Origin of the sequence: Polynucleobacter sp. MWH-Creno-3A4, from assembly GCF_018881885.1 — a bacterium.
Classification (GTDB): Bacteria; Pseudomonadota; Gammaproteobacteria; order Burkholderiales; family Burkholderiaceae; genus Polynucleobacter.
Genome location: NZ_JACXSA010000001.1, coordinates 1,414,107 through 1,432,183 on the forward strand (window position 1 = coordinate 1,414,107; position 18,077 = coordinate 1,432,183).

The following is an 18,077-nucleotide window of genomic DNA, read 5'->3' on the forward strand; positions in this document are numbered from 1 at the left end:
AGGAAATTTGATGAAGAAAATCGTCAATCTATTTTTAGCTGCCTTACTTGCAATTGGGTTTGGTTCAGCAGTATTCGCGCAACAGACTGGCCCCACTAAAGTTGTGTACCACATCGATGATGCCGAAACTCAAGGCTTAAAGGGTTTGCGAAATATTCGCAATCATCTAGATACTGCCCCAAACACGATCATCATTGTTGTTACTCATGCGAATGGTGTAGATCTTTTGATGGAAGGTGCTAAGGATAAGAAGAACAATATTGAATACGCGCCTCTAGTTTCAGCATTGAAATCCCGCGGTGTGAAATTTGAGGTGTGCGAGATTACCTTAAAGAATCGTAATTTCAAAAAGGATCAATTTGTTCTTGATGCCGATTTCACGCCATCTGGAGTGGTGCGGGTTGCGGATCTTCAATATAAGGATGGCTTTGCCTACATTAAGCCATAAGCAGTTTTTGTCATGATTTGTTTCATCCGCGCTTGGACGGGGATTCTTGGGTCCCTTATCTTTTTGGGGGCCGCTTTTGCGCAGTCCGCTGGAGCGCCAGATAATGTCCAGCTCAAGCCAATACAAGTTGCTCCTCATACCTATTTTGTCCAGGGGCGCCCCGAAATGGGAAGCAGTGCAAATCAGAACTTTATTTCTAACGCTGGTTTTGTGATCACGCCAGAGGGTGTAGTGGTGATGGATGCTTTGGGATCACCAATACTTGCCCAGAAGCTCTTAGCCGAAATTAAGAAGATCACCAATCAAAAAGTTGTGGCAGTGATTGTGAGTCACTATCACGCTGATCATGTTTATGGATTACAGGAGTTTAAGAAAATTGGTGCAAGCATTTATGCTCAGGGTGAGGGCAGAAATTACCTGTCTTCTGAAACAGCAAAACAACGTCTTATCGCTTCTCGCATTGATTTTGCTCCTTGGGTTAATGCAAATACAAGGCTGATATCAGCTGATGTCTGGATTGATGAAAAAAAGAGATTGAATATTGGCGGAGTAGAATTTTTGATCACTAGGGTTGGTCCTGCCCACGCTCCAGAAGATCTCATAGTGTATGTGCCCTCAGAAAAAGTGCTTTTTGCTGGAGATTTAGTATTTCGTGGGCGAATTCCTTTTGTGGGTAACGCTGATAGCAAAGGCTGGTTACTGGCTTTGGATGAAATTGAAAAGCTCAACCCCAATGTCGTCATTCCAGGTCATGGAGCGTACTCTGTCAAGCCAGTTGAGGATATCGGCTTTACTCGCGCTTACCTTAAATACTTAAGAGAATCTATGTCAGCAGCAGCAATTAATATGGATCCCTTTGAAGAGGCTTATCAACAGGTGGATTGGTCTGAATACGAAGGTATGCCTTTATTTAGATCGGCCAACCGCATGAATGCGTATAACGTTTATCTATCCATTCAGGCCGAATAGGGCGAAATTAGTCACTTAGCTCTAAAATGGTGGTTTTAGCCATAAATCACTGATTTGTAATGACATTCACCGCATTTATTCGTAGGTCTTTTGTATTGGCCTTGATCTCTATTGCTAGCTCTAGTTTTGCGAGTGCAAACCTAGAAAATGGGAAAGCAATTGATCAGCAGAAGTGCTACGCCTGCCATGCAAAGAAAACAGGCTTTGGTAATGGCGACATGATTTACACGCGATCTGATGGCAAGGTGAACTCTCTTCCAAAACTAAAGTCGATGGTAGAGCGTTGCAATACTGAATTGCGCCTGGATCTTTTTCCGGAGGACGAGGCTGATGTAACTGCCTACCTGAATAAACAGTTTTATAAATTTAAACCTTAATTTTTCTGAATCTAATCACCATGGATGTTGTTGATATTTCCTCTTTAGGCAAGTCTGTTCTTTGGGCAACTTTTGCCATTACTTTTGCGTTGGGCATGGTGATGCAAAAAACAGGTTTTTGCAGTATGGGCGCCATTACTGATGTTTTCATTATTGCCAGCTGGAAACGCCTGAGGCAGTGGTTCTTAGCGATCGGCGTTGCGATCCTTGGCTTTACCTTTCTCTCATACTTGGGTCTGATTGATCCACTAAAAACAATCTACACGGGCAATAAGTTTTTATGGCTTTCAACTATTGTTGGTAGTGTTTTATTTGGGCTCGGTATGGTCTTAGCCTCGGGTTGCGGTAGTAAAACGCTGGTTCGTATTGGTGGAGGCAATCTTAAGTCAGTCATTGTGTTTATGGTTCTCGGCTTAACTGCTTATATGACTTTGCGAGGTTTTTTGGGCGTTATACGCATCAACACCTTAGATGCAGTATTTATTACATTCGCTACCCCTCAAGATTTACCCAGTCTGCTGAGCGATTCGCTTGGAATCGAGCGGGCTCGCTTGCACCTAGTACTTGGCCTGATTATTGGCTTTGCGTTTATTGCTTTTGCCCTGGTTAATAAGGCTTTTAGAACTGGTGAGAATCTTTTTGCTGGGATCGCGGTCGGCATTGCCATCACGGCTGTTTGGTGGGTTTCAGGCAATCTTGGTCATGTTGCGGAAGATCCCAATACGCTTGAGGAAGTCTTTTTATTGACGAATTCTGGCCGCATGGAAAGTCTTTCCTTTGTGGCTCCTTATGCATATTCTTTAGATTGGTTGATGTTGTATAGCGATACCTCTAAGGTTTTGACTATCGGCATTGTTGCAGTTGTAGGGATGATTTTGGGTTCTGCAGTGGTGGCAGTGCTGACGAAATCATTTCGTTGGGAATCCTTTCGCAATCCAGAAGATACCGCCAATCATTTGATTGGTGCTGCCTTGATGGGGTTTGGCGGAGTTACTGCCTTAGGATGCACTGTTGGCCAAGGATTGAGTGGCATATCTACTTTGGCCTTGGGTTCTCTCTTGGCCTTGCCAGGATTCATTTTCGGTGGCTACCTGGGCGTTCGTTACTTGCAAATGCGCTTGGCACCAAACCCTTGTAACTAATTATTTAGAGATCGGAACACATAGCATGCAAATCGATTGGTTAACCTTCTCGCCTATTCCATCTTTACTTGGTGGAATGATTCTTGGAGTAGCTGCAGCTCTCTACGTGCTTCTTCATGGTCGAATTCTGGGGATTAGCGGGATCGTATCGGGCTTGCTGCATCCCAAGGCAGGGGATATTGTCTGGCGCTTAAGCCTAGTACTCGGCTTACTATCAGCTCCATTGTGGGCAGCCCTCATATTTGATATCAGGCCGATCATTCAGATTGATTCAGATTGGTATGCGATCTTATTGGCAGGATTGTTAGTTGGTTTTGGTGCTCAATACGGCTCAGGCTGTACCAGTGGTCACGGTATCTGTGGCTTATCTCGCTTATCACCCCGTTCATTGGTCGCCACACTCTCTTTTATGAGTGCAGGCTTTTTAACAGTATTTGTTTTACGTCATTTCATCGGAGGCTAATATGAAAAAAAATCTTGGTCTCTTCAGTCAGTATGCGATTGGCGTACTGTTTGGTTGGGGATTGATCATCTCCGGAATGAGTAATCCACAAAAGGTATTGGGCTTTTTGGATATTGCTGGATTGTGGGACCCTTCTTTGATATTTGTCATGCTTGGTGCGATATTGGTAGGTTTGGCAGGTTTTTACATCGTTAGCAAGAGAAGCGAAGCCTTTTTTGGTGGTGCATTACATATTCCCACTAGACGTGATATCTCAAAACCTTTAATTGTTGGCAGCTTTATTTTTGGTATTGGCTGGGGCATTGCAGGTATTTGTCCCGGCCCCGCTCTTGTTGCTTTTGGGGCTGGATACTTAAAGGCCTTTGTATTTATTATTGCAATGTTGGCTGGCATGAGAATCTGCGAAAGATTCTTTACTGCACACAAGCAAAAGCCAGGGCAAGCGTAATTTAGTGTCGTATGAATTTTTTCAAAAATCTTTTAAAAAGAGGATGCAATGAGTCTTCCCATTTCTTGTCATAACGATCAATTTGGAACTCTTGGTCAGATTGACCCAAGTCATTTGGCTGAGATTGTTCAACAAGGCTATAAGAGTGTGATTAATAATCGTCCCGATGGTGAGGGTGGACCCGACCAGCCTAAAAATGCAGATATCCAGGCTGAAGCTGAAAAGCTCGGTTTGCACTACGCATACTTGCCAGTCGTTTCTGGTGCATTTACTCCAGATCAAGTAGTTGAAATGGCGCGTCTTCTGAAAACCATGCCTGGTCCCGTATTGGCATTCTGTCGATCAGGAGCACGCTCTACCAATTTGTATCACCTTGCTTTGCAAGTAGGTTAACTTTTTAGTTAACCAACCAGTAAAAGGCATGCAGCCCAGCAATCCACACATCTTAAAGTTAGAACATTTTCTATCTGAATTAGATCGCTTCGACATCGTGATAGATGTAAGGTCACCAGCAGAGTTTGCCTTAGACCATATTCCTGGATCTGTAAATTATCCTGTGCTGAGTAATGAAGAACGGATTGAGATCGGCACTCTGTATAAGCAAGTTTCTCCATTTGCAGCTAAAAAACTGGGTGCCGCATTCGTTTCTCGAAATATCTCTCAACACTTGGAAACCCATTTGTTGGAATTTCCACGCGAGTGGCGCCCGCTGATTTATTGCTGGCGTGGTGGCGAACGTAGCGGGGCGTTTACGCATATCCTTAATCGCATTGGCTGGAAAGCGCTGCAATTGGAGGGTGGTTATCAAGGCTTTAGACGGACAGTGATTGATGGTCTAGAGCAGGCCGCAAATGCCTTCACGTTTCAGGTCATCTGCGGTATGACCGGCAGCGGTAAAACCAAAGTGCTACAAGAAATTGGTGCACTCGGTGCACAGATTTTGGATCTAGAGGTATTGGCAGTCCATCGAGGCTCAGTGTTAGGTAACGAACCCAATATTGAGCAGCCCTCACAAAAAGCCTTCGAAACTGCTTTATGGAATGCGCTGCGCAAGCTAGATGCATCAAAACCAGTTTTTGTGGAATCAGAAAGCAAGAAGGTCGGTGGATTACATATCCCTGATGCGCTGATGGAAAAGATTCGCAATGGTGCTTGTATTGAGTTGCGTTCGAGTACGCAAACTCGTGTCTCTTGGTTGATCCGCGAATACCATCACTTCTTAATCGATACAGATAATTTTAAGAATAAGTTGGCTTTATTAACAGCGCATTATGGAAAAGTGCAAATTGCTAAATGGAATGAGGCAATTGATGCGGGTAATTTTCCGGAGCTTGTTGAGGAGTTATTAGTTATGCACTATGACCCTTCCTATCAATCCTCGATTGTGCGGAATTTTCCGCAATACAAGATTGATAACTTTGTGCAACTTGAAAACGATAGTGATGAGGCATTTTTACAAGCTGCCAAGGCACTCATTTTGCAGGCGAACGCTTAGCTCTCAGCATGGATTCGCCAAAACGACACCATCGTTATTACGATTTAATTCTGGCTGCGTTTGTGGTGGTCTTACTGTGCTCCAACTTTATTGGAGCCGGTAAAGCGGCAATTGTTGAGCTTCCATATTTTGGCGCCATTCCTTTTGGCGGCGGCATATTGTTCTTCCCAATCTCCTACTTTTTTGGCGACATCCTAACTGAGGTTTATGGCTACGCTTATGACCGCCGTGCAGTATGGGCAGGTTTTGCTGCTCTTGCATTTGCCGCGGTGATGGCGCAGATTGTGATTGCCTTACCAGTCGCCCCAGGTGCTTATATGGCGAACTATCAGCAGGGATTGGAAACGGTTTTTGGTAACTCCTGGCGCATTGCATTAGCTTCGATGTTTTCCTTTTGGTGTGGCAGCCTTAGTAATAGCTATGTACTTGCCAAAATGAAAATCCGTACCCGGGGCCGTTTCCTATGGTTACGTACCATTGGCTCAACCGCGATAGGCGAGCTAGTAGACTCTTCTTTGTTCTATATGTTGGCCTTTTATGGCATTTGGCCGACGCATGAGATCCTGCAGGTGGCTTTGGCCCAATATGTGCTGAAAACCTCCTGGGAAGTTCTAGCAACCCCGCTAACCTATTGGGTGGTGCATTTTCTCAAGCGCAAGGAAAATGAGGATTACTACGATATTCATACGAATTTCACCCCATTTAGGGTCAAAGTCTAAATTCGCCTTCTGTCTTCCTAACCCGTTAAAATAACGGTCTTTGCCCTCAATGCTGGGGGTATCTATTGAATTGAATTTCAGAAAGCTAGAAAACATCCGTGTTGTCCGCATCTAATATCACCATGCAGTTTGGCGCAAAGCCTTTGTTTGAAAACATTTCCGTGAAGTTTGGCGGCGGTAATCGTTATGGCCTGATTGGTGCCAACGGTTGCGGTAAATCCACTTTCATGAAAATTTTGGGTGGAGAGCTAGAGCCCACCAGCGGTAACGTCAGTTTGGATCCCGGCATTCGTTTAGGTAAATTACGTCAAGACCAGTTTGCCTATGAAGATGTGCGTGTGCTCGATGTCGTGATGATGGGTCATGAAGAGATGTGGAAGGCTGCAGCTGAGCGCGATGCAATTTATGCCAATCCAGATGCGACTGATGAAGATTATATGAAGGCAGCCGAGCTCGAGGGCAAGTATGCCGAGTACGGCGGCTATACAGCGGAAGCCAAGGCAGGGGAGTTATTGCTCGGTATTGGTATTCCAATTGAGCAACACACAGGCCTGATGAGTAACGTTGCCCCTGGTTGGAAGTTGCGTGTATTGCTAGCCCAAGCATTGTTTTCTGATCCAGATGTGCTCCTCCTCGATGAGCCAACTAACAACTTGGACATTCACTCCATTCATTGGCTTGAAGATATTCTGAATCAAATCAAGAGCACCATTGTCATCATTTCTCATGATCGTCACTTCCTCAATGAAGTCTGTACGCATATGGCTGATATGGACTACGGCACATTGAAGGTCTACCCAGGAAACTATGACTCCTACATGCTGGCATCGGTTCAGGCGCGTACACAACAGTTAAGCAATAACGTCAAAGCCAAAGAAAAAATTGCTGAATTGGCTGCTTTCGTGGCTCGATTCTCTGCAAATGCTTCTAAAGCGCGTCAAGCAACTTCACGTCAACGTCAGTTAGAAAAAATTGAAGTAGTGGAAGTAAAGCCATCCTCACGTCAAAACCCGTTCATTCGCTTTGATACCGAGAAAAAACTCCATAACATGGCGGTTGAGTGCAATGCGCTGACTAAGGCTTATGACCGCACCATCTTTAAGAGCTTTAAGCTTGGTGTTCGTGCGGGTGAAAAGATTGCCATCATTGGTCAGAACGGCGCTGGTAAGACAACGCTTCTCAAAACCATCTTGAGTAAACGCTTTGATGGTATCGCTGCGGATAGCGGTGACGTCAAATGGGCTGAAAATGCTAATGTTGGTGTGATGCCTCAGGACAATACCGAGATGTTCGCCAAGGACGAGCTACTGATGGATTGGATGAATAATTGGCGCAATACTGGGGACGATGATCAAGTGATTCGTGGCACCCTGGGCCGCTTACTATTCTCAGGTGACGACATTGGTAAGTCTGTCAAAGTACTCTCCGGTGGAGAGAAGGGCAGAATGATTTGGGGCAAGCTTATGCTCCAAAAATACAACGTGCTGGCAATGGATGAGCCAACCAATCACATGGACATGGAATCAATCGAGAGCTTACAAATTGCGCTTGAGAAATTCGATGGCACGCTCATATTTGTTTCTCATGACCGCGAATTTGTTTCTGCTTTAGCCAATCGCATCTTGGAAGTGAAGATGGACGGCACTGTGGTGGATTATTCTGGTACTTACGAAGAATATCTACGCAGCCAAGCGCTAGAAGGTTAAGTTGTCAAAAGGCTAAGAGGGTGGGTCTATGCAGACTTATTCTCTTTAGCTTGTCTCTGAAAGCGCATTGCAGTCCCATCTTCACGAATGCGTTTCCACACTAAGGCTTTTTCTTCGTCTGAGAAAAACACCCAGTTGCTCACTTCACCAAGGCTACGTCCACACCCTTGGCAGATCTCGTCATAGAGGGTAGTACAGACACCTATGCAAGGAGAATCGGATTCTGCATCTCCTGTCGATAAGGAGTGCGAGCCATCTTGGGCTTGATTGAGTTTGCCGTTTTCGGAGGTCATGCTTCTACTTTAGTGGATTTCAGCGGATTGTGCTCGTTGAGCTCGTCTACATAGGCGCCAATGCCTTGCTGCTCGCGTTGTAAAAAATGTTTTACAGCTTGCGCAAATTTCGGATCTGCAATGTAGTGTGCGGATTGAATGGTGGTTGGTAAAAATCCCCGCGCCATTTTATGTTCACCTTGGGCGCCGCCTTCAAAGATTTGAATGCCCTCAGTAATGCAGTACTCAATGGCTTGGTAGTAAGCCGTTTCAAAATGAAGATTCTGCACATGTTCTACTGCGCCCCAATATCTTCCAAAAGCCTTGGAAGCCTCTTTATCAACGACTAATAGAGATGCTGCAATGGGGCGTCCTTCTCTTTGGGCCAAAATCAGATGGAGATTCTCAGGCATGCGCTCAGCCCACAGTTTAAAAAAGGCCTCATTTAAATAGGGCGAGGATTGATGATCTAGGTAAGTATTTTCATAGCAGCTGTAAAAGAATTCCCAGTCCTGGTCAGTAGATGATCTGCCGGGTATATGTCTAAAAGAAATGCCTTCTTTAGCCACCAGCTCGCGCTCACGTCGGATATTTTTACGACGCTTCATGGTGAGAGCGGCCAAAAATTCCTCAAAATTTTTGAACTCTTGGTTGTGCCAATGAAACTGCACTGAATCACGCAACATAAAGCCCTGTTGCTGAAGGGCCTGGAGCTCAGCTTCTGTTGCGAATAGCACATGAGCGGACGAGAGCTCATTATGGATAACTAAGGCTTTTAGACCTTCAATGATTTTCTGGTGCAAGACTTCGTTATCTTCACCTGCGGCCGTTAATATGCGGGTGCCTGGGACAGGTGTAAATGGAATTGCACATAGGGCTTTAGGGAAGTACTGCATGCCATATTGCTCATATGCTTGCGCCCATGACCAATCAAAAACAAATTCTCCGTAGGAGTGCTGCTTAAGGTATAGCGGCATGGCAGCAACCAAGCGACCATGATGACGAAGTACTAAGTGGGCTGTTTGCCAACCTGTATTGCCACCAACGCATCCCGTTTCTTCAAGAGTACTTAAAAATTCATATTTCGTGAAAGGGCCCGTATCTTGTCCAGTCAGCGCATTCCACTCTGAAGCAGATAGACTAGATAGTTGATCGAGGATTTCTAATTGATATTGACCTGAGTCAGATGTCATGAATGCTGAATCAATTCAATTTTGTAGCCATCGGGATCAGTAACAAAGGCAATGATGGTGTCGCCACCGGCTACAGGACCAGCGGCTCGAGTGACATTGCCGCCAGCTGCTTTAATTTTGTCGCACGCCGCGTACGCATCGGGCACACCGATAGCGATGTGGCCATAGGCTGTGCCTAGCTCATAGGAAGAAACACCATAGTTATAGGTCAATTCAATCTCTGATTGGCCATCGGCATTGCCTTTGCCATAGCCAACGAAGGCGAGCGAGTATTTCTGTTCAGGGCGGTCAGTAGTGCGCAGTAAGTTCATGCCGAGTACTTTGGTATAAAAATCCAGAGAGCGATTGAGATCGCCAACTCTAAGCATAGTATGAAGAATCATCATGATTACATCTCCGCGTAGTTCGGGCCACCACCACCTTCGGGGGTAATCCAAATAATATTTTGAGTAGGATCTTTGATATCACAGGTTTTGCAATGCACGCAGTTTTGCGCATTGATTTGCAAGCGGGCTTTACCATCGGTTTCGACGTATTCGTAAACACCGGCAGGGCAATAGCGTTGCTCGGGACCAGCATAGGTCTCCAGGTTAATGTCTACTGGCACTGCATCATTTTTAAGAGTCAAATGAATAGGCTGGTTTTCGGCATGATTGGTGTTGGAGATAAATACTGAAGACAGGCGATCAAAGGTAATCTTGCCATCAGGCTTTGGATAATCAATGGGCTGATGTTGAACGGCAGGCTCGAGGCATTCATGATCAGCATGTTTGAGGTGCACTGTCCAAGGTACATTGCCGCCCAAGAGTTTTTGCTCTAGGCCAACCATCAGAGTGCCTAAGTAAAGTCCTTTTGACATCCAGGACTTGAAGTTACGTGCTTGATTGAGTTCGGTGTGTAACCAGCTATTTTGGAATGCAGCAGGGTAGGCAGACAGCACATCAGCAGAGCGATTCTCGCTGAGCGCTGCGACCGCAGCCTCTGCAGCCAGCATGCCAGTCTTGATTGCGGCATGACTGCCTTTAATGCGTGATGCATTGAGGAAGCCTGCATCACAACCGATTAATGCACCACCAGGAAATACTGTTTTCGGTAGGCTATTTAAACCGCCAGCCGTCAGCGCCCGAGCACCGTAAGCTAGTCGTTTGCCACCTTCAAAAGTTTCCCGAATCTTTGGGTGTAATTTATAACGTTGGAACTCTTCAAATGGGGAGAGATAAGGGTTCTTATAGGAAAGACCCACCACCAAACCAACAGCTACTTTGTTATCTCCTAGGTGATACAGGAATGAGCCACCGTAGGTATCGTTTTCTAATGGCCAGCCAGCGGTATGCACGACTAAGCCGGGCTTGCTCTTGGAAGGTTCAACCTCCCACAGTTCTTTTATACCCAGGCCATAGCTTTGGGGATCGGCATCTTTGTCTAATGCAAACTTCGCAATAAGTTGCTTGCCGAGGTGACCCCGTGCCCCTTCAGCAAAGAGGGTGTACTTAGCACGCAATTCCATACCCAGCTGAAATTGATCGGTGGGATTACCTTCCTTATCTAAGCCCATCGAGCCAGTGATCACACCGCAAACTGCGCCTTGCTCATTGTAGAGAATTTCTGCTGCAGGAAAGCCTGGAAAAATTTCAACCCCAAGATTCTCAGCCTGTTGACCTAACCAGCGAGTGACATTTGCTAAGCTAACAATATAGTTGCCTTCATTCTTAAAGCAATGCGGCAACATCCAATTGGGAACTTGATAAGCATTGTTTTCAGTCAAGAAGAGAAATTGATCAGCAGTCACCTCTGTATGCAGAGGTGCTCCCATGGCTTTCCAATCGGGAAAGAGTTCTGTCAGTGCTTTAGGGTCCATTACCGCGCCAGACAGAATGTGTGCACCAATTTCAGAGCCCTTTTCGAGAACACAAACACTAATGTCTTTTCCGGAGTCATTAGCCAATTGTTTGGCTTTGATTGCCGCTGATAAGCCTGCAGGGCCGCCGCCAACAATGACTAAGTCATAGTCCATGGACTCCCTGGGTCCAAATTGCTCTAGCAGCTGTGCAGCATCCATTCAAATTCTCCGAAATTCTCAAAAATAGGGTTTTTAGCCATGTTAGTTTAGTTCGAACTGCGAAAACCCCAATTTGTGCCATGACTGGCTGGGCTTACACCCCTAAAGCGTTATGATTGCTTTTTTACCCATATCAGCAATATTAGGACGGAAAAGATGAACAAAACCTACCCATCGGCAGTAGATGCCTTGCGGGATATCTTGAAAGACGGGCAAAAAATCGCAGTTGGCGGTTTTGGCCTGTGCGGAATTCCTGAATCACTCATTCAGGCGGTCAAAGATTTGGGTGTGCAGAATTTAACTGCAATTGCAAACAACGCAGGGGTTGATGGTTTTGGATTAGGTCTCTTACTTAATTCGCGTCAAGTTAAAAAGATGGTGGCATCTTATGTTGGTGAGAATAAAGAATTTGAGCGCCAATACTTAGCAGGTGAGTTGGAGTTGGAATTCACACCACAAGGAACCTTGGCAGAAAAATTGCGTGCCGGTGGTTGCGGCATTCCTGCGTTCTATACCAAGACCGGTGTTGGCACCTTGGTTGCCGAGGGTAAAGAAGTGAAAGAATTTGATGGCGAGAAATACATCATGGAGCGCGCGATTATTTCTGACATCTCTTTAGTGAAAGCTTGGAAAGCCGATAAGTCTGGTAACTTGGTTTATCGCTACACCGCACGCAACTTCAATCCAGTCGTAGCAATGGCAGGCAAGATCACTGTGGCTGAGGTAGAAGAGATTGTGGAGAACGGCAAACTTCACCCCGATGAAATTCACACTCCCGGTATTTATGTCCATCGCCTGGTACTGCATAAGACTCCAGAGAAGCGTATTGAGCAGCGCACGATGACGGCAAAAGCGTAACTACCCATTAAAGAAGTAATAGAACAGAATATTTAGGAAGATTGATATGCCTTGGACTAGAGATGAAATGGCAGCCCGTGCTGCTAAAGAACTAAAAGATGGTTACTACGTGAACTTGGGTATTGGAATGCCAACCTTGGTAGCAAACCATGTGCCTAAAGATATGGAGGTATGGCTGCAATCCGAAAATGGCTTATTGGGTATCGGCCCATTTCCAACAGAAGAGACCATTGATGCTGACTTGATTAATGCTGGCAAACAAACGATTACGACTTTGCCAGGCTCATCCATTTTTTCTTCTGCTGATTCCTTCGGCATGATTCGTGGCGGCAAAATCAATATTGCGATTTTGGGTGCGATGCAAGTGAGTGAGCACGGTGACTTGGCCAACTGGATGATTCCAGGCAAGATGGTCAAAGGTATGGGTGGCGCAATGGACTTGGTGGCCGGCGTAAAGCACGTCGTCGTTCTGATGGAACACGTTGCCAAAAAGAAAGATGGCACAGAAGAGCTTAAGATTTTGCCTAAATGTACATTGCCTTTAACCGGCGTAGGTGTCATTAGCCAGATCATTACTGACCTCTGTGTTCTAGATATCACCCCTAAGGGGCTTAAGCTCACTGAATTAGCTCCAGGAGTCACTAAAGAAGAAGTGATTGCCAAAACGGGTGCCCCTGTTGATACAACAGGTTTCTAACAGCAGTCACTATTTAATGAAATAATGGAATCGCCATGTCGGGATTCCATCATTCACATTCACATAAATCAGTGCATCAGACTAGCTCTGTTGCCGATCCTTCGCTGCATGCCCATAAAAAAGGGGATGCTCAACATAGTCATAGTAAGCAAGCGTCCAACCAGAATCTCCTTTTAATTGCCTTAATACTCACTTTAGGCTTTTCAGGTGTTGAAGCTGCCGCAGCATACTTTGCAGGTTCATTAGCTCTGATTTCAGATGCGGGTCATATGGTCACCGATGCTGCTGCTTTAGGTTTAGCTCTGTTGGCCCAAATTATTTCGCGTCGACCCCCATCGCCCAAACACTCATTCGGATTTGGCAGGGCAGAAGCGCTCGCCGCATTTGTGAACGGCATCTGCATGTTGGGCTTAGTAGCGTGGATAGTGTCTGAAGCGATTAGTCGCTTTTTTACTCCGCATCAAGTCGATGGTTTAACAGTGTCAGTGGTTGCTGCCATTGGCCTACTCATGAATATTGTGGTTGCTTGGGTGTTATCCCACGACAAGAAGAGCGTCAATACTCGTGCAGCTTTAGTGCATGTGATGGGCGACTTGCTAGGTTCTGTAGGCGCCTTATTGGCTGGTCTCGTCATTCAATTCACAGGCTGGATGCCTGCGGACGCATTGATATCCATATTAGTTTCCTTGTTAATTCTGAAATCAACCTTTTCGATTTTGGGTGAGTCCTATCACTTCTTAATGGAAGGTGTGCCTTTGCATATTGACTACTCCCGGGTTGGTAAAGACCTCAAGGGAGTGCCTGGGGTTTTGGCTGTGCATGATTTGCATGTCTGGGAAATGACCCCTGGCTTTCCGGCATTGATTGGCCATATTGAAATTGCCAATATGCAGGAGTGGCCGCAAATTATGTCCCGTATCAATACGATGTTGTTGAATGATCATGGCATTGATCATGTCACCCTTCAGCCTGAGCAGATTGGTGAAGAGGAACATAGTCATGATCATTGCATGAAAGAGCATGCACCAACAAGCGCTATCAAACATCATGGTGATACCTTTTATGTCCAGTGCGTGAGTGGCGATGCCAGTCATCGGATGGCTTATCACGCTTGGGGAGACCCTAAAAATCCACGAGTATTGATGTGTGTCCATGGCCTAACAAGGCGCGGGAGTGACTTTAAAACTCTGGCTGAAGCTATGTGTGATGACTATTACGTTGTGTGTCCCGATATCGTTGGTAGGGGAGACTCGGATCGTTTAAGCAATCCTATGCTCTATGCAGTTCCACAATATGTTGCAGATATCATGCAACTCATTAAGACACTTGGCGTAACTCAAGTTGATTGGCTGGGCACTTCAATGGGCGGTTTGATTGGCATGGTCTATGCCGCGATGCCAAATTCTCCAATATGCAGAATGTTAATTAACGATGTCGGCCCTAAAATTGAAGCTGAAGCTATCACGCGCTTGGGTTCTTACGTTGGACAGCCATTTGAATTTACCAATCGGGCGGAAGCACTTGAGCGTTTAAATGCAATTTGCGCTACCTTCGGTGAGCACACCCCTCAGGAGTGGGAAATCTATAACGGGCCAATGCTACTAGAGCGCAATGGTAAGTGGATCATGCATTACGACGCTGATATTGCTGTGCCATTTGCTGCGGTGAATCCAATGATGGCAAAAGCTGGAGAGGTAGCCATGTGGCACGCCTTTGAACAAATTCATATTCCGATGCTGATTGTGCGCGGCGCTCAATCTGACTTGTTATCTGCGCAGACGGTAGCCAAGATGTGTCAAGTCAATCCGCATGCCCGTAGTATCGAAATTCCGAATGTGGGCCATGCTCCTGCATTTGTGAAAAAAGAACAAATTGCAATAGCCAAAGAATTCTTCAGTTAACTGTTCACAGTTGCCAATGGCAAACACTCCTAGTTCATCAGAAAAAACTGCTCTATTCAACGATGCCTGGTATGGCGAGCCAGCAGAAGTTCACGCAGCTGGGGTTTCCCAAATCCTGCAAAGCCTCAATTTAGACGAGGCCACATTAAGAGCTGCGCACAATATTGGGCGTACACATGGCAAAGAAGCGCTTACGAAATTAATTGGTGAAGAATCCGCAAAACTCTTGATCGGCTATCGTGGTCTACGTCAAGCACAGGCAAAGTTGCTCCGCGAAGACGGAGCCACCAATCTTACCGGTCAAGAAGAAATGCTCCGTAAGATGTTGTTGGCCTTTGGCGATGATCTGCGGGTAGTTCTCATTTATCTTGCCTCACGTTTACAAACCCTTCGCTGGGTAATTCAAGAAAAAATCACCATGCCTGCAAGTTGGGCGCAAGAGATTCTGAATATTGATGCCTCCCTAGCGAATCGCTTAGGTATTTGGCAAATGAAGTGGGAGATGGAAGACTTGGCCTTTCGGGTAATGTCGCCTGAGGTCTACCGTGACATTGCAAAAATGTTAGATGCCAAAAGAATTGAGCGCCAAGCATTTATCGATCGAATTGTCTTACAACTACAAGAAGAGTTGCATGCAGCTCATATTGATGGCGAGGTTTTGGGAAGGCCTAAGCATATCTATAGCATCTGGAAAAAGATGCAGGGCAAGTCACTCGACTTTGCAGATCTTTACGATGTAAGGGCATTCAGAGTATTGGTTTCAGATGTGAAGTCTTGCTATGCAGTATTGGGCATTGTGCATAACGTTTGGCAACCTGTGCCACGAGAGTTTGATGACTACATCGCACGACCAAAACCCAACGGCTATCAATCACTGCACACGGTGGTCATGAATGACGATGGCACTGCGTTTGAAGTCCAGGTGCGTACGCAAGAGATGCATCAACAGGCTGAATATGGTTTAGCAGCGCATTGGCGCTATAAAGAGGGCGCTTATGCAGGTATGGCTAGCCCGCCAAAGAGCAATAAACCAGGCGCCACTCATCAAGAAGGTACGCATAGTGCTGAGGTTGCCTACGAGCGACAGATCGCTTGGGCAAGACAGTTAATCTCTTGGAAAGAAGATGCTTGGGAGCAACTCAAGCATCATGAGATTGATGACCATATTTATGTACTTACCCCTTTGGGCAAAGTTATTTCATTAGAAAAAGGTTCAACGCCGCTTGATTTTGCGTATGCGGTACATACCAGCTTAGGTCATCGTTGCAGGGGTGCACGGGTCGATGGTGCGATGGTGCCCTTAGAGACTGCATTGCAAAATGGTCAAACCATTGAAATCATTGCCGTTAAGCATGGTGGACCATCGCGCGACTGGATTAGCCCTGACAAACACTATCTCCGCTCCCAAAGAGCGCGTTCCCGAGTACGTGCTTGGTTTAATGCGCTCGACGATGAAGAGGGTGGCACTAAATCAACCGATATCAAATCTGAAGCTGTCACTGAAACCAAAACACCCGCACCCGATATTGTGCTGCGCACAAGTACACGTAAGACAGGTCAAAGTGGTGATGTGCTCGTGGTAGGCGTAGATTCCTTGTTGACGCAATTGGCCCGCTGCTGCAGGCCAGTCCCACCAGATGCGATTGCTGGATTTGTGACTCAGGGTAGAGGGGTATCGATTCATCGACGCTCCTGTAAAACATTTAGAGGTTTATTGGAGCGAGCACCCGAGCGTGTTATTCAAACCGCATGGACCTCCAGCGCTGCAAATGCGGAACAGGATCAAAAAAAGGTGTTTCCTGCAGATTTAGTTGTCACTGGTCTAGATCGCCCGGATCTCATGAGGGAGTTGTTTGAGATTTTGACTAGGCAGGGCGTGCATGTGATTGATCTGCGTAAGTCTGCCAAAAAGGGGCTGGCTCAAATTCTATTGACTGTTGAGGTCAAGGATTCTGAAGTCCTGCGTGTAGTTCAAAATAGCTTGGAAGAGGTTAAAGGGGTAACCCAAGTTCGCCGTCGGTGATACAGTAAACGAAATACTTTACTGGCTTCGCATGCAATCACTTTCCCGCTCACAATTCAAAGTACTCAGCCTCTCTGCTTTAGGGGGTGTTCTCGAGTTTTACGATTTCATCATCTTTATTTACTTTGCTCGGACTATTGGCGCCTTATTTTTTCCACCATCGATGCCTGAGTGGTTAAGTCAGTTGCAGACATTTTGTATTTTTGCTGCCGGTTATTTGGTGAGACCTGTGGGCGGAATCATCATGGCGCATTTTGGTGATACGCGGGGTAGAAAAAAGATGTTTACTCTGAGCATCTTCCTGATGGCCGTCCCCACTTTATTCATTGGCTTGATGCCAACTTATGTAGACATTGGGATCTACGCTCCTTTGCTTTTGCTCTTTTTCAGAATGTTGCAAGGTGCAGCGATTGGCGGAGAGGTGCCTGGTGCATGGGTATTTGTTTCTGAGCATGTGCCACGTAAATACATTAGCTTTGCTTGCGCTGCCTTGACTGCAGGTTTAACAGGCGGCATTTTCTTGGGTGCCATGGTAGCTTTGGTAATCAACACTATCTATAGCTCACCAGAAATATTAGGCTTTGCTTGGCGTATTCCTTTTTTAGCGGGAGGCATTTTCGGGATCGTTGCTGTCATGCTGAGGCAATGGCTGCACGAGACCCCGGTCTTTCAAGCAATGCAAAAAGACATTGTGCGTAATGAGATGCCACTAAAGCGGGTCTTACTTGAACAAAGACCAGCGGTTGTTCTGACCGCATTAGTTAGTTGGGTTTTGGCCGCATCGATTGTCACTATGATTTTGATGACACCCACTTTATTGCAAACGGTATTTAAGGTTTCTCCAAAGCTAGCGTTGGAGGCTAATGGCGTTGCGACTGTCTGCCTATCAATCGGTTGCTTGGTGTTTGGAGCGCTCGCTGGAAAGTTTGGTGTTGGTAGGGTGATGTCATTCGGATCACTTGGCCTTATTTTCAGTGCGCTGTTGCTATACCAGCAAGTCAATATCTCTCACGAGCATTTATTGTTGCTGTATGGCCTCAATGGTTTTTTTGTGGGTGTGATTGCTTTGGCTCCGACGGTAGGTGTTTTGTCTTTTCCACCGGAAGTGCGCTTTTCAGGGCTATCCTTCTCTTACAATATTACCTATGCCATCTTGGGTGGCCTAACACCCATCTTCGTCAGCTTGCTCATTCCTTTTTCCAGTATGGCGCCAGCCTTTTATGTTGCGGCTTTAGGACTGCTGAATTTCGGTATTGGCCTGTATCTTGCAAAGAAACAGTTTTAACGGTTGTCAATAATCCGCCTGG

At 46.0% G+C, this 18,077-nt stretch carries 19 protein-coding genes; 15 read left to right on the forward strand and 4 right to left on the reverse strand.

Translation table 11 applies throughout. From position 1 onward, the window contains the following. Positions 1–10 precede the first annotated feature (10 nt). From IEN92_RS07215 to IEN92_RS07260, 10 genes are all read left to right on the forward strand, one after another. A complete protein-coding gene (locus IEN92_RS07215) occupies positions 11–448 on the forward strand; it encodes a DsrE family protein (RefSeq protein WP_215326917.1) in 438 nt (145 codons plus the stop codon). Positions 449–460: 12 nt separating this feature from the next. Further along, entirely contained in the window at positions 461–1,417 is a 957-nt protein-coding gene (locus tag IEN92_RS07220; RefSeq protein ID WP_215346934.1) for an MBL fold metallo-hydrolase, read from the forward strand. A gap of 59 nt (positions 1,418–1,476) precedes the next feature. Continuing rightward, the gene (locus tag IEN92_RS07225) at positions 1,477–1,794 is read left to right on the forward strand and encodes a hypothetical protein (protein WP_215326928.1); all 318 of its coding nucleotides are present in this window, start codon (positions 1,477–1,479) and stop codon (positions 1,792–1,794) included. Positions 1,795–1,814: 20 nt separating this feature from the next. Beyond that, a complete protein-coding gene (locus IEN92_RS07230; RefSeq protein WP_215376349.1) occupies positions 1,815–2,936 on the forward strand; it encodes a YeeE/YedE family protein in 1,122 nt (373 codons plus the stop codon). Then, the gene (locus IEN92_RS07235; protein WP_215376352.1) at positions 2,878–3,399 is read left to right on the forward strand and encodes a YeeE/YedE family protein; all 522 of its coding nucleotides are present in this window, start codon (positions 2,878–2,880) and stop codon (positions 3,397–3,399) included. Before IEN92_RS07230 ends, IEN92_RS07235 begins: the two co-directional genes overlap by 59 nt. A gap of 1 nt (position 3,400) precedes the next feature. Then, positions 3,401–3,847: a DUF6691 family protein gene (locus tag IEN92_RS07240; RefSeq protein WP_215376355.1), complete on the forward strand. Its 447-nt coding sequence runs from the start codon at positions 3,401–3,403 to the stop codon at positions 3,845–3,847. A gap of 48 nt (positions 3,848–3,895) precedes the next feature. Further along, positions 3,896–4,240 carry a TIGR01244 family sulfur transferase gene (locus IEN92_RS07245; protein WP_216161967.1) on the forward strand — a complete coding sequence of 115 codons (345 nt, stop codon included), beginning with the start codon at positions 3,896–3,898 and terminating at the stop codon, positions 4,238–4,240. A 28-nt stretch (positions 4,241–4,268) separates the two neighbouring features. After that, positions 4,269–5,342 carry a tRNA 2-selenouridine(34) synthase MnmH gene (gene mnmH, locus IEN92_RS07250; RefSeq protein ID WP_216161970.1) on the forward strand — a complete coding sequence of 358 codons (1,074 nt, stop codon included), beginning with the start codon at positions 4,269–4,271 and terminating at the stop codon, positions 5,340–5,342. An 8-nt stretch (positions 5,343–5,350) separates the two neighbouring features. Further along, a complete protein-coding gene (locus tag IEN92_RS07255; RefSeq protein WP_216161974.1) occupies positions 5,351–6,061 on the forward strand; it encodes a queuosine precursor transporter in 711 nt (236 codons plus the stop codon). 98 nt (positions 6,062–6,159) lie between these two features. Continuing rightward, complete coding sequence (locus IEN92_RS07260) at positions 6,160–7,767, forward strand: ABC-F family ATPase (RefSeq protein WP_216161976.1); 1,608 nt, start codon at positions 6,160–6,162, stop codon at positions 7,765–7,767. A 26-nt stretch (positions 7,768–7,793) separates the two neighbouring features. Here IEN92_RS07260 and IEN92_RS07265 read toward each other — a convergent pair whose 3' ends face one another. Genes IEN92_RS07265 through IEN92_RS07280 form a run of 4 tightly spaced genes read right to left on the reverse strand, consistent with a single transcriptional unit; the run spans position 7,794 to position 11,291 of the window. After that, on the reverse strand, positions 7,794–8,060 hold the full coding sequence (locus tag IEN92_RS07265) for a DUF1289 domain-containing protein (RefSeq protein WP_215376368.1): 267 nt from the start codon (positions 8,058–8,060) through the stop codon (positions 7,794–7,796). Continuing rightward, positions 8,057–9,232 carry a GNAT family N-acetyltransferase gene (locus IEN92_RS07270; protein ID WP_216161979.1) on the reverse strand — a complete coding sequence of 392 codons (1,176 nt, stop codon included), beginning with the start codon at positions 9,230–9,232 and terminating at the stop codon, positions 8,057–8,059. Before IEN92_RS07270 ends, IEN92_RS07265 begins: the two co-directional genes overlap by 4 nt. After that, the gene (gene gloA / locus IEN92_RS07275) at positions 9,229–9,618 is read right to left on the reverse strand and encodes a lactoylglutathione lyase (protein ID WP_215376374.1); all 390 of its coding nucleotides are present in this window, start codon (positions 9,616–9,618) and stop codon (positions 9,229–9,231) included. The genes IEN92_RS07270 and gloA overlap by 4 nt, the downstream gene beginning before the upstream one ends. 2 nt (positions 9,619–9,620) lie before the next feature. Further along, positions 9,621–11,291 carry an electron transfer flavoprotein-ubiquinone oxidoreductase gene (locus tag IEN92_RS07280; RefSeq protein WP_216161983.1) on the reverse strand — a complete coding sequence of 557 codons (1,671 nt, stop codon included), beginning with the start codon at positions 11,289–11,291 and terminating at the stop codon, positions 9,621–9,623. 156 nt (positions 11,292–11,447) lie between these two features. Here IEN92_RS07280 and IEN92_RS07285 point away from each other — a divergent pair, with 156 nt between their 5' ends. The 5 genes from IEN92_RS07285 (at position 11,448) to IEN92_RS07305 (ending at position 18,055) form a co-directional block, all read left to right on the forward strand. After that, a complete protein-coding gene (locus IEN92_RS07285) occupies positions 11,448–12,149 on the forward strand; it encodes a CoA transferase subunit A (RefSeq protein ID WP_215376379.1) in 702 nt (233 codons plus the stop codon). Positions 12,150–12,195: 46 nt separating this feature from the next. Continuing rightward, positions 12,196–12,846, forward strand: coding sequence for a CoA transferase subunit B (locus IEN92_RS07290; RefSeq protein WP_068321494.1), 651 nt, complete (start codon positions 12,196–12,198; stop codon positions 12,844–12,846). A 71-nt stretch (positions 12,847–12,917) separates the two neighbouring features. Next, positions 12,918–14,747, forward strand: coding sequence for an alpha/beta fold hydrolase (locus IEN92_RS07295; protein WP_370623889.1), 1,830 nt, complete (start codon positions 12,918–12,920; stop codon positions 14,745–14,747). 16 nt (positions 14,748–14,763) lie between these two features. Beyond that, positions 14,764–16,770, forward strand: coding sequence for a bifunctional (p)ppGpp synthetase/guanosine-3',5'-bis(diphosphate) 3'-pyrophosphohydrolase (locus tag IEN92_RS07300; RefSeq protein ID WP_216161988.1), 2,007 nt, complete (start codon positions 14,764–14,766; stop codon positions 16,768–16,770). 31 nt (positions 16,771–16,801) lie between these two features. Next, positions 16,802–18,055 (forward strand): MFS transporter, encoded by a 1,254-nt coding sequence (locus IEN92_RS07305; RefSeq protein ID WP_216161991.1) that lies wholly within the window; start codon positions 16,802–16,804, stop codon positions 18,053–18,055. Positions 18,056–18,077 lie beyond the last annotated feature (22 nt).